The sequence below is a fragment of the Rhodococcus jostii NBRC 16295 genome, assembly GCF_001894825.1.
GTDB lineage: Bacteria > Actinomycetota > Actinomycetes > Mycobacteriales > Mycobacteriaceae > Rhodococcus_F > Rhodococcus_F jostii.
In genome coordinates, this window is record NZ_BCWY01000059.1 from 1 (window position 1) to 13,588 (window position 13,588).

The window sequence follows — 13,588 nt, forward strand, 5'->3', positions numbered from 1 at the left end:
CAACGCCACCCCGCGGACGGCGAACAACATCTAGACCCCGCAGTCGCGCCGTCGAGCACCGTAATCAAGGTGGTCGACGGCGTCAGCGTTTCCGGACCAGTGCGTGTGGCCTATTTGTGTCACGCCGATGTGCGTGCTCGGCATACTGTGGCAATGGCATCCGCGGCGAGGTTCGCCGCCGAGCACAGCGGGAGTGGGTGTAGCTGTGGACAGTGATGAACTTCGCGGCTCGAATGCACCTCCACAGGGCGGAAGTTTCCGGTTCTACCTCGCCGGTCAGCGCTGGGAATGGTCCGACCCCGTCGCCCGGATGCACGGCTACCAACCGGGTGAAATCACCCCCACCACCGAACTTCTGCTCTCCCACAAGCACCCGGACGACCAACCGCAGGTCGCTGCCCTCTTCGACAAGATGATCCACGCCGGCGAGCCGTTCAGCAGCAAACACCGGATCATCGACACCGAACGCCGCATCCACCACGTGATCGTGGTCGGCGACCGAATGCTCGACGAGGACGACCAGGTCATCGGCACCTCCGGGTACTACATCGACGTCACCGAAACGTTGGAGACCGACCTCCGCGAATTCAACGCGGCACTCACCGAGGCCGTCACCGAACTCGAACAATCGCGGGCGGTGATCGAGCAGGCCAAGGGTGCACTCATGCTCGTCTACGGCATCTCCTCCGAGCGCGCCTTCGGCATCCTCACCTGGCGCTCACAGCAGACGAACACCAAACTCCGCACCCTCGCCGAACGCTTCGTCGACACCCTCACCGCCGAGGCGACCCTGCCCGAGTCGTTCCGCGCCCGATTCGACCACCTCCTCCTCACCGCACACGAGCACACCGACACACCGGGGGCACGGGACTGACCGAGGACCCACGGCGCGCTGCGGAGTGGCCCTCGGTGTCCGGTCAGACGGCTGGCCGACTCTCCGCGAGGAAGTCGGCGAGAACCTGCGCCACCCGGTCTGGCGCGTCCTCGGTGAGGAAGTGGCCGGCGCCGGGAACGAACGCCGCTCGCGCCCCGGGGATGCGGCTGGCGAGATCGTCGGCGAACGAACGGTCCAGCCATTCGTCGTCCGCACCCCACAGGATCTGCACCGGGACGTCCACGGTGCCGAGCTTCTCGACGACGTCGTCGGTGTCGCGTTCGTCGAAATATTGGACCTGGTCGAGGTAACGCTGCTGTCCGCTGGGGCCCGTGAAGGGGCGGAGGTAGGTCTCCGCGGTGGACGACGGCAGAGAGCGATGCGTCGCGGTGTCGAGGTGCGCTTCGATGATCCGCTGGAAGATGTGCGTCGGCATCGTGCGGTACACGTCGAGGTGACGTTGCATGTGCTGCGCTACCGGCGTCACCCACGGCGACAGCACCGCCGCGTCGAGGAGGGCGATGCGCCGGACCGGGACTCCCTCGACGAGGTGTGCCCGAAGCACCGTCGCGGCACCGATGTCGTGGCCGACCAGCGCAGGCTGTTCGAGTCCCCAGTGCTCGACCAGTCGGGCGAGCACCCGAGCGTGGGTGTGGATCGCGACCGGCTCGCCGGGAACCGATGTCGAGTCGCCGTAGCCCGGAAGATCCCAGACGTACACCGTGTTCTGCTCGGCGAGGTGGGGAATCACCGCGCGCCACAGATACGACGACGAGGGCGTGCCGTGCACGAGCACGACGGGTGGGCCATCGCCGAAGACTCCGGCCGCGATGGTGGCGCCGCCGATGGTCAGCCGGTCGGGCAGGGACCACCGGTCGGTGTCGGCCGTGCTGGCGGTCTGCTGTCGAGTCATGATCATCCTCCCGAGTTGTAATGGCTAAACTGGTTTCGTAACCATTACGCTAGACGGAGGATGTAAGTGATGCAACTGACTTTCACCGATTACACCCTCGGGGCATCGGTGGCGACGGCACTCGTCCTCACCGCCCCGGAGGTGCTCGTCGCGACCGGCGACGCGCTCACCGACGGCGAGTCGCTGCACACCTTCCTCACCGAGCACGCCCTCGTCCCCGGTGACCGTCCGGTGACCGGCACCGACGTGGACGAGGTCCGCGCGTTGCGCACACGTGTGCGCGACGTCGTGGTGGCGCCGGACGAGGAGGCGATCGTCGACGGAGCCAATCAACTCCTGCGCGCGGCGCGCACCGTCCCCTTCCTCGGGCGCCACGACGGCACCTGGACGTGGCACCTCGAGACCGCGCCGGAGTCGACGCTCGCCGACGACCTCGCCGTCGTCATCGGAACAGGCTTGCTCGGAACCGTGGCAGCACTGGGACCGGCACGATTCCGCTCGTGCGAATCACCCTCGTGCAACGGTATTTTCGTCGACACCAGCCGGGCGGGCCGACGTCGGTTCTGCATGCCCCAGGTGTGCGGGAACCGCGTCAACGTGGCGAACTTTCGCGCCCGGCGGCGCGAACTGCAGGATCGACGTGGGACTGGCCCCTTGGATGCCGGATGAAGAAGCTGTCGAAAGCCCTTCGCCCAAGACGATTTCCAGCGAGTACCACTCTACGCGGTGATGACGTCGGGCGGATCGGGCAGGTCGACATCGAGAATGAAGTCGAGCCAGATCAGTGCGGCAGTCAGCGTTTCCGCCCGCATCGTGAGGTCGAATCGATGCTCAGCGGATGCGAGCAACCGCTCTCCCTCCGCGCCCTCCTCGGCGAGAAAGGCTGCCACCGTCCGCAGCACCCAACGCTCCGATTCCGGCAAGTCGTCGACGACGACGGGCGCCCCGTCCGTGAACCGGAGATCGAGGATGAATCTCTCCCCCGGACCCGCGGCGCCCAGGCGCGCAGTGAGCACATCGACGATCGCGTCGACAACCCACGCGAGCACATCGCCGTATCCCGGCCGACCTTCGGTGAGATGCGGTTCGGCGCACACTCGGGAGACCTCACGCGAGAACCGGGCGGCGTCATGGTCACCGACCAAGTGCACTAGCCGACCCCCGAGAGCTGCGGCCGCCGGGCTGGCGGGGTGGTCTGCGTTCGATCCCATACTGGAGAGTGCCCTGCCCTGGGCGTCACGACACAACCCAGCCGACGCCGCCGGCAGATGGGCCACGTGAATGGCAACACAAGGGAAGTAACGACGATGGGTGATACGCGGGCGCCGTGCGGCGTTCTGTTTGGCGAACGAGTAAAGGAGCACAGCAGTGTTACTGAACGGGATCAACCACATCGCGCTGATATCCAACGACATCGACCGACTCCGCGCCTTCTACACCGAGGTCTTCGACGCAGAGGTCGGACCCACCAGGCCGCACGGTGACAAGGGTGGCGAAACCATGACGATGATCCGTATCGGACCGCACACCGAGCTCAACGTGGTGACGATCGAGGGGAACCCCGAGCCGGACCGTCAGACACCCATGTGGGGACGCGGACGGCTCGATCACTTCGGACTGCAGGCGGCATCCGCCGAGAGCTTCGAAACCATCCGGCAACGGCTTGTGGACCACGGTGCCAGCGACGGCAACGTCAACGACTTCGGCGCCGTGCGCAGCGTCTTCTTTCGCGACCCTGATGGACTGGAAGGCGAAGTGCTGGTTGCGGAATAAGAGATCCCGCCGATAGCACCCGGGGAACGGCCGATATCGAGACCGCAGCCGAGGAACACCGCATATGGCGGTGCAGACACTCGGGATCAGTCGCCGGACCATCACGGCACTGCCGGTCCCCGGGTGATTGCCGAGGACCGGCACTCCTTCGGGTGTTCGCGCTACCCGTTGAGGGTGGGGTAGTCGATGTAGCCCTGCTCGCCGCCGCCGTAGAAGGTGGCGCGGTCTGGACTGTTGAAGGGGCCGCCGGCGGCGAGGCGGGCGGGCAGATCGGGGTTGGCGAGGAAAAGCGCGCCGAAGGAGATCATGTCGGCGGTTCCGTCCTCGACGAGGGCCAACTCATCGACGTGCGTCATGGCATCCGGGGTCGACGGGTTGAGGATGAACGTTCCACTGAATCGCTTGCGCAGGTCCAGGGTGAGCTCCCGATCCGCCGTGTCCCCCATCTCCATGACATGCAGATAGGCCAGGCCGAGCGGCTCGATCGCGTCGGCGAAAGGCCCGGTAGGTGTCGCGGAACCCGTCCTCCACGATGTCATTGAGGGGCCTCCACGATGTCATTGAGGGGGTTGGCCGGGGAGATCCGCAATCCGGTTCGGCGTTGGCCGGGCACACCGGGCATCTAATTTCCTGCCGGGTGTACGAGGAAAGGGCAGTACGTCCCGTCGACCGCGTCATGGGTGTGCCACCCGGCATCTCGCTACGATCAGCGTCCAGCGATCGACCAGCCTCGCCGATGAGTCTGGCCGGCCGGCGTGGTCTACAGATCATCGCACTGTCATTCTCGTCAAGAGCGCAGGAGGAGCCTCGTGAGCCAGCTTCTGAGAGTTCAGAATTTCAACGTGTCCAGTGACGGATTCGGTGCCGGTGAACACCAGAGCCTCGAGAGGCCGTTCGGCGATGCCGATCCTGGCGAGATGTTCGCCTGGGCAGGCGCCACGGCGAGCTGGCCGATGCGCACCGACCCCGGCGGAAGCCGCGGCCTCGACGACTACTTGACGCGGGACTACGCCCGCAACATCGGCGCCGAGATCATGGGCCGCAACAAATTCGGCCCGCAGCGCGGTCCCTGGCAGGATCATGACTGGCGCGGCTGGTGGGGCGAAGAACCTCCGTTCCACACCCCGGTATTCGTGCTGACCCACCACACTCGACCGTCGTTCACCCTCGGCGACACCACGTTCCACTTTGTCGACGCCGACCCTGTGTCTGTCCTCGATCGGGCACGCGAGGCCGCGGACGGCAAGGACGTCCGGCTCGGTGGCGGGGCCACCACGATCCGGCAGTTCCTCGACGCCGACCTCGTCGACACCATGCATGTGGCGGTCTCACCGGTGCAGCTCGGCTCGGGGTCGCGACTCTGGGGATCACCCGATGAGCTGCTCGACCGGTTCCACCTCGACGTGGTGCCCAGCCCGAGCGGAGTAGTGACCCACCACCTGTTCTGGCGCAGGTGACGCTAGGGCGCGCAAAATCGAATGTGTGAAGTACGTACTGCTGATCTGCGACGACGAGTCGGTGTCGCCGTCGAACGAGGAACTCGCGGCCGATCCGGTGCATCAGGCGTGGTGGGCGGATCTGCAACGGCGTGGCGGTCTGCTCGTCGGCCAGCGGCTGCGGCCGGTGGTCGATGCCACGACGGTCCGGGTGCGCGACGGTGAAACCCTCGTCTCGGATGGGCCGTTCGCCGAGACCAAGGACTTCGTCGGCGGCTTCGTGATGGTCGAGTGCGAGAACCTCGACGAGGCGATCGAGATCGCGTCCGGCCATCCCTACGCGCGTTGGGGCGGCGTCGAGATCCGCCCTGTCTGGGAATGACGGCGCCCGATGACCGAGTCCGTGCGGCGGTCGATGCGGCGTTCCGGGACGAGTGGGGCCAGGTGGTCGCGACCCTGATCGGATTGACCGGGGATTGGGATCTGGCCGAGGACTGCGCGCAGGACGCGTTCGCCTTCGCGTTGACGAGCTGGACGCGCGACGGCGTCCCGCGCCGTCCCGGTGCCTGGCTCACCACGACAGCTCGCAACCGCGCGATCGATCGGCTGCGCCGCGCCGCTGCGGGTGCGGGCAAAGTGCGTCAGCTCGCCGTGCTGGCCCGTGACCCGGGCGAGCCCCCGGAAGAGATCCCGGACGAACGGCTGCGGCTGATCTTCACCTGCTGCCATCCGGCGCTGCCGTTCCCGGCCCGGGTTGCGCTGACCCTGCGCACGTTGGCCGGTCTGACCACTGCCGAGATCGCCCGGGCCTTCCTGACCGCCGAAACCACGATGGCGCAGCGCCTGGTCCGCGCCAAGCGCAAGATCCACGAGGCCGGAATCCCCTACCGGGTCCCGCCCGTCGAGCTGCTCTCCCAGCGACTGGCGGCCGTCCTGGCGGTGCTCTACCTGATCTTCAACCAGGGCTACGACGAGGACGACGGACACCGGGCACTCACGGCCGAGGCCATCAGTCTGGCCCGGCTCCTGGTGCGGCTGATGCCCCAGGAACCCGAGCCGCGTGGCCTGCTCGCGCTGATGCTGCTGCACGAGTCCCGGCGCGCGACGCGCACCGACGACGGTGTGCTGATCACCCTCGAGAACCAGGACCGGTCTCGGTGGGACCGGGCGCTGATCGCCGAAGGAGCGGCGACGCTCGATCAGGCGCTGGCCATGGGACGCACCGGCGGCTACCAGGTGCAGGCTGCGATCGCCGCCTGCCACGCCACCGCGCCCGACGCGGCGAGCACCGACTGGCCACAGATCGCGGCCCTGTACACCGAGCTGGCGCGGCTGGCACCCTCCCCGGTCGTGGATCTCAACCACGCCGTGGCGGTCGCGATGGCCGACGGCATCCCGGCCGGCCTGGCCCTCGTCGACGAGATCACCGCGTCCGGCCGACTCGACCGGTACCACCTGCTGTCCGCGACCCGGGCCGATCTGCTCCGCCGCGACGGCCGTGCGGCCGAGGCCAAGACAGCGTACGAGGAAGCCCTGAAACTGGCGCCGACCGAGGCCGAGCGTCGTTACCTGAGCAGCCGCCTGGGCGAGCTCTGAGGAAATCTCGAAGTTTTCGCGGCCGTTGTCGATCCCGGACGGAGTCCTTCGTCGGTGGGGTGAAGGTCCACCTGGATGAAAGGAAAGTCTTGTGAACACCGAAACGACCCCACCGGCACCCGCCATCGTCGACCGCGCTGCCTACCAGGGCGAACTGGACGCGCTGCGGGTCCGGGAGAAGGCACACACCCACGAAGGCGACGCGATCGCTGCGGCCCGCCGGCGACTACCGATCGTCGAGGTCGACCCCACCATCACCCTCGTCGGCCCGCACGGGCCGGTCCCGCTGCTGGACGTGTTCGAGGGCCGAAGCCAGCTGATCGCGTATTTCCACATGTGGCACGCCGACCACCCCACGGCCGATCAATGTGAGGGCTGCACGTTCTTCAACGGCCAGGTGCGCGAGCTGTCGTACCTGCACTCCCGCGACGTCACGTACGCCACGCTGTGCCAAGGCCCGTACGACGTGAGCGTCCGCTACCGCGACTTCATGGGTTGGGACGTGCCCTGGTACTCCGCGCAGGATGTCGCGGATGCCCTGCTCGGCGATCGTGATCGATCCCCGGCGCCTCTGGTCTGCTATCTGCGACACGAGGACAGGGTGTTCGAGACGTTCTGGACGAGCGGCCGCGGCCTGGAACCGATGGCTCCCACGTACGGGCTACTCGACATGACCGTGTACGGCCGTCAGGAGTCGTGGGAGGATTCGCCCAGCGGCTGGCCGCAGCGTTGGGAGCGCCGCACGAGGGACATCATGCGCACCGGCGGACGGCCCACCGCGCAGTGGTCGCGCCTGGCCGCCGGTCGCTCCGACGACCTCGGCGTCACCGAGGGCTGACGCTTACTGGTTCTGCTGTCGCTTCACCATCTCGGTGATCCAGACGGGCGCGAACGGTGACGTGCAGTTCGGGGGCGTCGGGTAGTCCTCGAGCACCTTTAGCCGCTCGCCGATGTCGATGGCACGGGCGCGGTACTCGGCGTGCTCGATCCCGATCTGGGCCAGGCAGTGGTTCATCGCCCACTGCAGGCGATCCGGGGCGTCCTTCATCTCTGCCTCGATGGTGTCGAGAAGTCCGGCGAGGTCGAGACCGTCGGGTTTCTTCGCCACGCGTTCGGTGGTCAGCGCCCAGCCGGCACTCGCCACCACCGGATCCGGATCGGCGAACCAGGCCAGGCGTAGCTCTTCGGCGTGCGGGTTCTTCTTCACTACGTAGTTGACGAGCCAGTCGTGCACCTTCGGGGTGCGCGCCTGGCGCAACATGGCGTCCAACTCGTCACGCTCGAACGCCTTGGGGCGGCAGATCAGGAGCGCCAGCAGTCTCGCCGCGCTGTCATCGGTCTCCCAGAGCTCGCGCGCGAGTTCCTGCTGGGTCTTCAGCCGCTTGGCGATCGCACGCAGCCTACTGAGGTTCACGCCGTGGTCGTCACCGTGCTTGGCGTTCACCTCCCGGGCCCTCGGTTCCTCGAGTTCTGCCAGCTCGGCCATCACCTCGGCCACCGTTGGCGGGTCCACCGTCGTCTGGGCCACCGCTATCTCCTGTTCGTCGCAGATGCGAATCAGCCTACGACGATGGTCCGGCTCCCGGCCTCCACCCCGGCTTTCCCGATCCCGCAGGAGTGTTCGCTCGACACGGCAATCAGGTGATCGCCTCGATTTCGCCTGGCCGCCAGGTCTTGTCGAACCACGATTGTTCCGGTCCGTAGAGGCGGAGAATGACGAACCAGCCCTTGCCTGGTCGGGTTTGCATCCAGTTGTTCTCGTGACCGTCCGGCGGGTCGGGTGCGAAATAGATGTCGAAGGAACCGTCAGGGTTGGCAGCGACACCCGGCTTCTGGCTGCCGAGGCTGGGGAACTGTTGGTCGGTCTGCAGCATCGACCGGGTCTGGGTGTCGTAGAGGACCAGTGACCAGAATGTCCGCGCCGGGATCCCGGACGGCAGATGCAGCCGATACGTCGTGGCTCCGTCGAAGGGTTGACTGTGGGCATCGACGAAGGCCGCGGCGTACGCCGATCCGGCGCCGACCCGTTGAATGGCCATCGCCGGGGTGATGCCGGTCGCGGCGAAGAACATGAACGAGCGGGCGTCGAGGAGTCGGACGCCGTCGTGTTCGAACAGGTAACTGCCGCCGACAAACGGTGTGCACCAGGCACTGTCGGGATAGAAATAGGCGCCGTCGAGCCGTGATCGGTAGGCGTTCGCGCGGGCGGTGGCGTTACCGACCGCGGCGGCCTCGACCAGGACGGCCTTCATCCGCGAGTCGGGCGCGAATTGGGTACCTTTCACGATGCCGACGGAGGCGAGCAGGCCGAGGGTTTCGGGGTCGATGGCCGAGTTCGGCTCCTCCTGGACGACCTCGTCGACTTCCTCGAAGAAGGTGAAATCCGTGGCGTGGATGGTGTTCATCGACTGCCCGGAGGCGTTGACGAAGTTCATCTCGGGTGGGTCGGCGGCGACGGCGAGCGGGTAGATGCGTAGTCCCTCGGTGATGGCCCGCGCCGCGGGAGCGGGATCACCGTCGTGCAGGAAGCCGCGGAGCCCGAGGATGTTGCCGTACGTGTTCGACCTGCACACGAAGTAACCGTCGGCCGGGACGTCACCCTGGTAGTCGGGTGGCAGGAACAGGTACCTGCCGCCGCGTCCCTGGTCGGGGCCGGCGAGTCCGATATCGGTGACGTAGTGGAACCAGAAGTCGTCGACGAGGCCGAGCATGCCCGGCGGGCTGTCGACCACGATCGGCCCACTGCTCAGATTCAGCCAGGCGATCGCGTAGACGTTCTCGGTGTTCGCGGTCAAGAACAGCGAACGGGAGTCCATCAGCTGCTCGAAGATCAGCACGGTCTGGTTGTCCGGGCCGTACTTCCTGATTCCTCGGCGCTGCGCGGCCTGCAATGCGGCGGGCATCGCGGTCAGGAACGCCTGGACTCCGCGGAGAAAGTCGAGGTTGTCGAAAACCTTGTCCACCGTCGCATCGTCGGGGAAACCATCGGTGAATCGCATCGTTCCCAGACGGGTTTCCACCACGTCGGGAGAGATGATCTCAACCGGAATATCCGTCGAGTACCTGGCTTCGTCGCCCATCGGACGCCCTCTCCGAGCCGAGCACCATGTTCGGGTGTTCGGCTCTTCCGCTGCGTATGACTGACGCCTTTCGCTGTTCACTCAACCTGTGCACCAGCGGCAGCGCCTCACCCGTCGCGGGTGGACATCGGCGGGGTGACGTCTAGCTCGTCGTCGACACGGAGCGACCGCAATAACAGTTTCCGATTGGGGACCGGGGACGCGGGGTAATCGCCGCATACGCCTCGCGCGCACCGAGCCGCCAAAGTTTCCACATGCTCCCGACGCCCGACGCAGTGCGTGGCGACGACACACAGCAAGTGGGTTCGATCATGAAAATTACGAAAACCAAAACCAAAGTTGAGATTGCCACAGCGGTCGGCGCCGGATACCTGCTGGGGCGCACACACCAGTTGAAGATGGCCGTGAAGATCGCTGGAGCGGGCGGGCGGTCCCCCACGGGGCCTGAGGATCTGCTCGCACAGGGGTCCGAGTTCCTCGCCTCAACGCCGGATATCGCGGAACTCGGCGACTCGGTTCGGGTCGAGCTACTCGACACTGCGGCCGCCACGGCCGAGGCCACCAGCGAGCACGTCGATTCGTTCCGCGACCGCCTCCGGTCGCGCGGCGCGAACGTCGTGGCCGGCGGCGGGCACCTGGTCGCCGGAGTGAAGAGCATCGGCCGTCGCGGGCACGCCCACCCACGGGACGCCGAGGACTCCACCGTCGACGACGAGTCCCGCGACGATTCCGCACCGGAATCACGACCCGACACACCCGTACGCAGGAAGAAAACGGTCAAGGCGCACAAGCCTCCGACGGACGTACGAGACGAGGAGAAACCGCACAACGCGACTAAGGGCGAGGACGAAAACCAACCACAGCCGTCCAGGGTGCGGGCCCGTTTGCGGCGGATCACGCCCACTCGCTCGCCGATGCGTAAGCAGTCACCGCCGACCGAAACCACGCCCAAGGGTGGTCGGTAGCGGAAACGGGTTCCCGAGGCGAGATCGGCGCAGACACGTTCCGCAGGGATTCCCGACTTCCCGTCGACCGGACGATCAGCGGTCGACCCACGGGGTTGGGTCACCGCCGGGAGCGGGCGGATGGGTCGCCGTCGGACGCGGCCTCGCCCCCATCCCGAACAGCGGCGCCATCGATAGAACATGTGTCAGATCTATCGCCCGCGGCGCCTCCCGCTGTAGCATTCGGGAATGAGTCGAGTAGGTAGCTACAGTGACGATGACGTGGCAGGTTGGCTGTCGATCTCGCCCGAGCTGGGTGGTGCGCTCGGCGGATTCACGGATGCCGTGTACAACCGGAACCGGTTACCGTTACGGGTCCGGGAGATCGCGCGGATGGCGGTCGCGGAGGCCAATGAGTGCGCCGTGTGCCTCGGAACCCGCGACAGGAATGCCGCCGACGCCGGCATCGACGAGCATTTCTACGACCACGTCCTCGAGTGGGAGTCGTGGCCCGGGTACAGCGCCGAGGAGCGGACGGCGGCGGAGTTCGCCCACCGGTTCGCCACCGATCACACGGCACTCCGCGACGACGAGGATTTCTGGGCGCGGTGTCACGAGCAGTTCTCCGACGAGATCCTGACGGACCTGGCGTTGTCGTGCGCGTTGTGGCTGGGAACGGGTCGCGTGCTGCGGGTGCTCGACATCGGTCAGACGTGCAAGCTCACACTCTGAGTAGTGAGACAGTCACGCAGCTCACACCCGAGTGAGTTGAATATTCAACTTTAATTATGTGAATATTTCCACGTCAGCGTTCGCTGGGAATTGTTGGTTCAGAGACTGTTTCGGGTCTCCGGAATACCGAGGAAGGGGTCAGCCATGTCCAGCGACGAGGAGACGCGTCAGGTCGAGCAGGTCGTCGACAGACTCGCCGCGGACCACGCAGACCTGCCACACCAGATGGTCGAGCAGATCGTCCACGAGGCACACACGGAATTCACCGCGGGAACGGTGCGCGATTTCGTACCACTGCTCGTCGAACGGTCCGCGAAGCGGAAGATCGCCGCCCTCACCAGTTCCTGACAGGAATCAGTTCCGCTGTCAGGGCCGCGGCACGACAACAGCCGGCAGGGACCAGTCGGACGGGATCACTCCGGCGAGTTGGTCGATGCGGGGGTCGTTCATGGTGTTGTAGCGGTCGATCAGTTCCCGTATCGGAACCTGCGCCGGCTGCGGTGACGGTGATGCCGGGTCCTGCGCGAAGGCACCGAGAACGTCACCGGTGTGCTCGTCGACGGTGCCGTAGGTGCTGGCCGCTACCGAGAAATCGGACCCGAAGGACGCAGAGGCGACCACACTGGGCCCGGTGTCGGACCACCCCCACTTGGTTCCGGTGACCGACGGCAACAGCCCGGTACCCCAGTTCTGATGGGTTCCATCGGCGGCGACAGGGGCGGCAGTCGCCATCCATCCCAGGATCTCGCTGTCCGGATCGGTGGCCTTCTTCGCCTCCAGGAAAGTCACGGTGTCCGCTGTGCTGGTGACGGCGTTGCCCCAGAATCCGGCACCGTGAGTACTGGTGAGCCGATACTCGGCGGCGATCGCGTCGATGGCCTGCGGGTATTTGGCATACGCCTCCGCGGCGGCGCCGTCGTCGCTGTCGCGGATCATCCGTTGCCCGAGTGCGCGGTCCTCCGGCGAGCCGTCGCCGTGCCGGAGCATGTAGTCGGCCACATACAGTTTCACGATGGACAATCCCGGCCGGGATTCTCCCTGATTCGCCGTCCCGACGCGGGTTCCGCTCGGCGTGTGCGCGAACGACAGCGCCGTCCGTCCCGGCACGTCGTCGACCCGGTCGGGCGTCGGGGCGGCGTGGGCCGTCCATCCGGACGCGGTCGCGACAACGCCGGCGGCCAACAGGGACAGCGCAACGTGGCGACACGTCGATCCCCCGCTCTTCATACGGGGCGAGTACCCGATTCGGCTCGATTCAGTCGCCGTCACCTTAAGGGAAAAGCCGAGTGCTCACTCCCATTCACGCTGCGGGAGGACGTCCTCCATCACCCTGCGCAGTGCGGGGTTGCGATTGTCCGAGCGCCAGGCGGCGTTCATCTGCACCGGCCGGTCGCGGACGGCGGAGACGGGCCGGAACACGACCCCCTCGGGGTGCATCGTCTGCGCGGATTCGGGGACCAGAGCCATGCCGAGGCCGGAGCGGACGAGCACCAGCATGGTGTGCACCTGGGTGACGTACTGGACGTACCGCGGGGACGCACCGACGATCGTGAACGTGCTGATGAGCAATTCGTGGAAATAGCGCGCGTCGACGGGTGAATACATGACGACGGGTTGGTCGTCGAAATCCTCGACTGCCAGTTCCTCCGCGTCGGCCAGCGGGTGGCCGGCAGGCAGCGCCGCGACGAGACGCTCGTGATGGATCGGCCGGGTGTCGATGCCGGGCCGGGTGAGGATGGGCCGGATCAGCCCGAGGTCCAGTTCACCGCTGATCAGTGATTCGATCTGCACGGACGTGACCATCTCTCGCAGAACGATCTTCACGTCGGGAAGCCGCTCGCGGGCGGCGCCGAGCAATCTCGGCAGCACCGCGTGCGCCGAGGCGCCGGTGAATCCGACGACGACGGTGCCGAGGTCGCCGGCAGGCACCCGCCGAACGGTGAGGGCCGCGCTCTCGGACAGACTCAGGATCCGCCGGGCGTCGGGCAGGAACGCCGCACCGGCAGCGGTGAGCGTGACGGAGCGGCTCGTGCGGTCGATCAACTGCACACCGAGTTCGCTTTCGAGCTGCTGGATCTGACGGCTCAGCGGCGGCTGCGTCATGTGCAGCCGCTCCGCGGCGCGACCGAAATGCAATTCCTCCGCGACGGCGATGAAGCACGACAGCCGTGCGAGGGAGAACATTCGATCCACTCCTTTGCCTCGAGGTGGACCCAATGTAGCCCACCCGGAAGGCGCCG

17 protein-coding genes are annotated in these 13,588 nt (G+C 66.6%); 10 read left to right on the forward strand and 7 right to left on the reverse strand.

The annotated features are described in order from the left end of the window. Positions 1-193: 193 nt before the first annotated feature. Entirely contained in the window at positions 194-874 is a 681-nt protein-coding gene (locus RJ1_RS30045; RefSeq protein ID WP_073366161.1) for a PAS and ANTAR domain-containing protein, read from the forward strand. A 43-nt stretch (positions 875-917) separates the two neighbouring features. Here the strand turns inward: RJ1_RS30045 and RJ1_RS30050 are convergent, their stop codons facing one another. Further along, complete coding sequence (locus tag RJ1_RS30050) at positions 918-1,787, reverse strand: alpha/beta fold hydrolase (RefSeq protein WP_073366219.1); 870 nt, start codon at positions 1,785-1,787, stop codon at positions 918-920. A 69-nt stretch (positions 1,788-1,856) separates the two neighbouring features. Here RJ1_RS30050 and RJ1_RS30055 point away from each other — a divergent pair, with 69 nt between their 5' ends. Next, complete coding sequence (locus RJ1_RS30055) at positions 1,857-2,456, forward strand: CGNR zinc finger domain-containing protein (protein ID WP_073366162.1); 600 nt, start codon at positions 1,857-1,859, stop codon at positions 2,454-2,456. A gap of 50 nt (positions 2,457-2,506) precedes the next feature. Here the strand turns inward: RJ1_RS30055 and RJ1_RS30060 are convergent, their stop codons facing one another. After that, positions 2,507-2,938 (reverse strand): hypothetical protein, encoded by a 432-nt coding sequence (locus RJ1_RS30060; protein WP_240320022.1) that lies wholly within the window; start codon positions 2,936-2,938, stop codon positions 2,507-2,509. Between the two features lie 217 nt (positions 2,939-3,155). Here RJ1_RS30060 and RJ1_RS30065 point away from each other — a divergent pair, with 217 nt between their 5' ends. After that, positions 3,156-3,560 carry a VOC family protein gene (locus RJ1_RS30065; RefSeq protein ID WP_073366164.1) on the forward strand — a complete coding sequence of 135 codons (405 nt, stop codon included), beginning with the start codon at positions 3,156-3,158 and terminating at the stop codon, positions 3,558-3,560. A gap of 161 nt (positions 3,561-3,721) precedes the next feature. Here RJ1_RS30065 and RJ1_RS30070 read toward each other — a convergent pair whose 3' ends face one another. Continuing rightward, a complete protein-coding gene (locus RJ1_RS30070; RefSeq protein WP_073366165.1) occupies positions 3,722-4,099 on the reverse strand; it encodes a beta/alpha barrel domain-containing protein in 378 nt (125 codons plus the stop codon). Between the two features lie 270 nt (positions 4,100-4,369). Between RJ1_RS30070 and RJ1_RS30075 the strand changes: the two genes are divergently transcribed. From RJ1_RS30075 to RJ1_RS30090, 4 genes are all read left to right on the forward strand, one after another. After that, entirely contained in the window at positions 4,370-5,017 is a 648-nt protein-coding gene (locus tag RJ1_RS30075; protein ID WP_073366166.1) for a dihydrofolate reductase family protein, read from the forward strand. Between the two features lie 25 nt (positions 5,018-5,042). Continuing rightward, positions 5,043-5,378 (forward strand): YciI family protein, encoded by a 336-nt coding sequence (locus tag RJ1_RS30080; RefSeq protein ID WP_073366167.1) that lies wholly within the window; start codon positions 5,043-5,045, stop codon positions 5,376-5,378. Continuing rightward, on the forward strand, positions 5,375-6,592 hold the full coding sequence (locus RJ1_RS30085) for an RNA polymerase sigma factor (protein WP_073366168.1): 1,218 nt from the start codon (positions 5,375-5,377) through the stop codon (positions 6,590-6,592). Before RJ1_RS30080 ends, RJ1_RS30085 begins: the two co-directional genes overlap by 4 nt. Before the next feature lie 91 nt (positions 6,593-6,683). Beyond that, entirely contained in the window at positions 6,684-7,430 is a 747-nt protein-coding gene (locus RJ1_RS30090) for a DUF899 family protein (protein WP_073366169.1), read from the forward strand. Positions 7,431-7,433: 3 nt separating this feature from the next. Here RJ1_RS30090 and RJ1_RS30095 read toward each other — a convergent pair whose 3' ends face one another. Both RJ1_RS30095 and RJ1_RS30100 read right to left on the reverse strand, forming a co-directional pair. Then, positions 7,434-8,078, reverse strand: coding sequence for a DNA alkylation repair protein (locus RJ1_RS30095; protein WP_378380489.1), 645 nt, complete (start codon positions 8,076-8,078; stop codon positions 7,434-7,436). A 151-nt stretch (positions 8,079-8,229) separates the two neighbouring features. Continuing rightward, positions 8,230-9,672 carry a DUF1254 domain-containing protein gene (locus RJ1_RS30100; protein WP_073366171.1) on the reverse strand — a complete coding sequence of 481 codons (1,443 nt, stop codon included), beginning with the start codon at positions 9,670-9,672 and terminating at the stop codon, positions 8,230-8,232. Positions 9,673-9,983: 311 nt separating this feature from the next. Between RJ1_RS30100 and RJ1_RS30105 the strand changes: the two genes are divergently transcribed. From RJ1_RS30105 to RJ1_RS30115, 3 genes are all read left to right on the forward strand, one after another. Next, complete coding sequence (locus RJ1_RS30105) at positions 9,984-10,637, forward strand: hypothetical protein (RefSeq protein ID WP_240319839.1); 654 nt, start codon at positions 9,984-9,986, stop codon at positions 10,635-10,637. A gap of 228 nt (positions 10,638-10,865) precedes the next feature. Then, complete coding sequence (locus RJ1_RS30110) at positions 10,866-11,348, forward strand: carboxymuconolactone decarboxylase family protein (protein WP_073366172.1); 483 nt, start codon at positions 10,866-10,868, stop codon at positions 11,346-11,348. A gap of 144 nt (positions 11,349-11,492) precedes the next feature. After that, positions 11,493-11,696: a three-helix bundle dimerization domain-containing protein gene (locus tag RJ1_RS30115; protein ID WP_073366173.1), complete on the forward strand. Its 204-nt coding sequence runs from the start codon at positions 11,493-11,495 to the stop codon at positions 11,694-11,696. Between the two features lie 18 nt (positions 11,697-11,714). On the opposite strand, the gene RJ1_RS30120 is transcribed toward RJ1_RS30115, so the two are convergent. Then, positions 11,715-12,575, reverse strand: a complete 861-nt coding sequence (locus RJ1_RS30120) for a hypothetical protein (RefSeq protein ID WP_143048909.1) — start codon at positions 12,573-12,575, stop codon at positions 11,715-11,717. Positions 12,576-12,638: 63 nt separating this feature from the next. Next, positions 12,639-13,532, reverse strand: a complete 894-nt coding sequence (locus tag RJ1_RS30125; protein ID WP_073366174.1) for a LysR family transcriptional regulator — start codon at positions 13,530-13,532, stop codon at positions 12,639-12,641. Positions 13,533-13,588: the final 56 nt, after the last annotated feature.

Coding starts and splice junctions, on each gene's coding strand:
- RJ1_RS30050 (WP_073366219.1), bottom strand. CDS start 1,787: ATGACTCGACAGCAGACCGCCAGCACGGCCGACACCGACCGGTGGTCC.
- RJ1_RS30055 (WP_073366162.1), top strand. CDS start 1,857: ATGCAACTGACTTTCACCGATTACACCCTCGGGGCATCGGTGGCGACG.
- RJ1_RS30070 (WP_073366165.1), bottom strand. CDS start 4,099: ATGACATCGTGGAGGACGGGTTCCGCGACACCTACCGGGCCTTTCGCC.
- RJ1_RS30085 (WP_073366168.1), top strand. CDS start 5,375: ATGACGGCGCCCGATGACCGAGTCCGTGCGGCGGTCGATGCGGCGTTC.
- RJ1_RS30095 (WP_378380489.1), bottom strand. CDS start 8,078: ATGGCCGAGCTGGCAGAACTCGAGGAACCGAGGGCCCGGGAGGTGAAC.
- RJ1_RS30100 (WP_073366171.1), bottom strand. CDS start 9,672: ATGGGCGACGAAGCCAGGTACTCGACGGATATTCCGGTTGAGATCATC.
- RJ1_RS30105 (WP_240319839.1), top strand. CDS start 9,984: ATGAAAATTACGAAAACCAAAACCAAAGTTGAGATTGCCACAGCGGTC.
- RJ1_RS30110 (WP_073366172.1), top strand. CDS start 10,866: ATGAGTCGAGTAGGTAGCTACAGTGACGATGACGTGGCAGGTTGGCTG.
- RJ1_RS30115 (WP_073366173.1), top strand. CDS start 11,493: ATGTCCAGCGACGAGGAGACGCGTCAGGTCGAGCAGGTCGTCGACAGA.
- RJ1_RS30120 (WP_143048909.1), bottom strand. CDS start 12,575: ATGAAGAGCGGGGGATCGACGTGTCGCCACGTTGCGCTGTCCCTGTTG.
- RJ1_RS30125 (WP_073366174.1), bottom strand. CDS start 13,532: ATGTTCTCCCTCGCACGGCTGTCGTGCTTCATCGCCGTCGCGGAGGAA.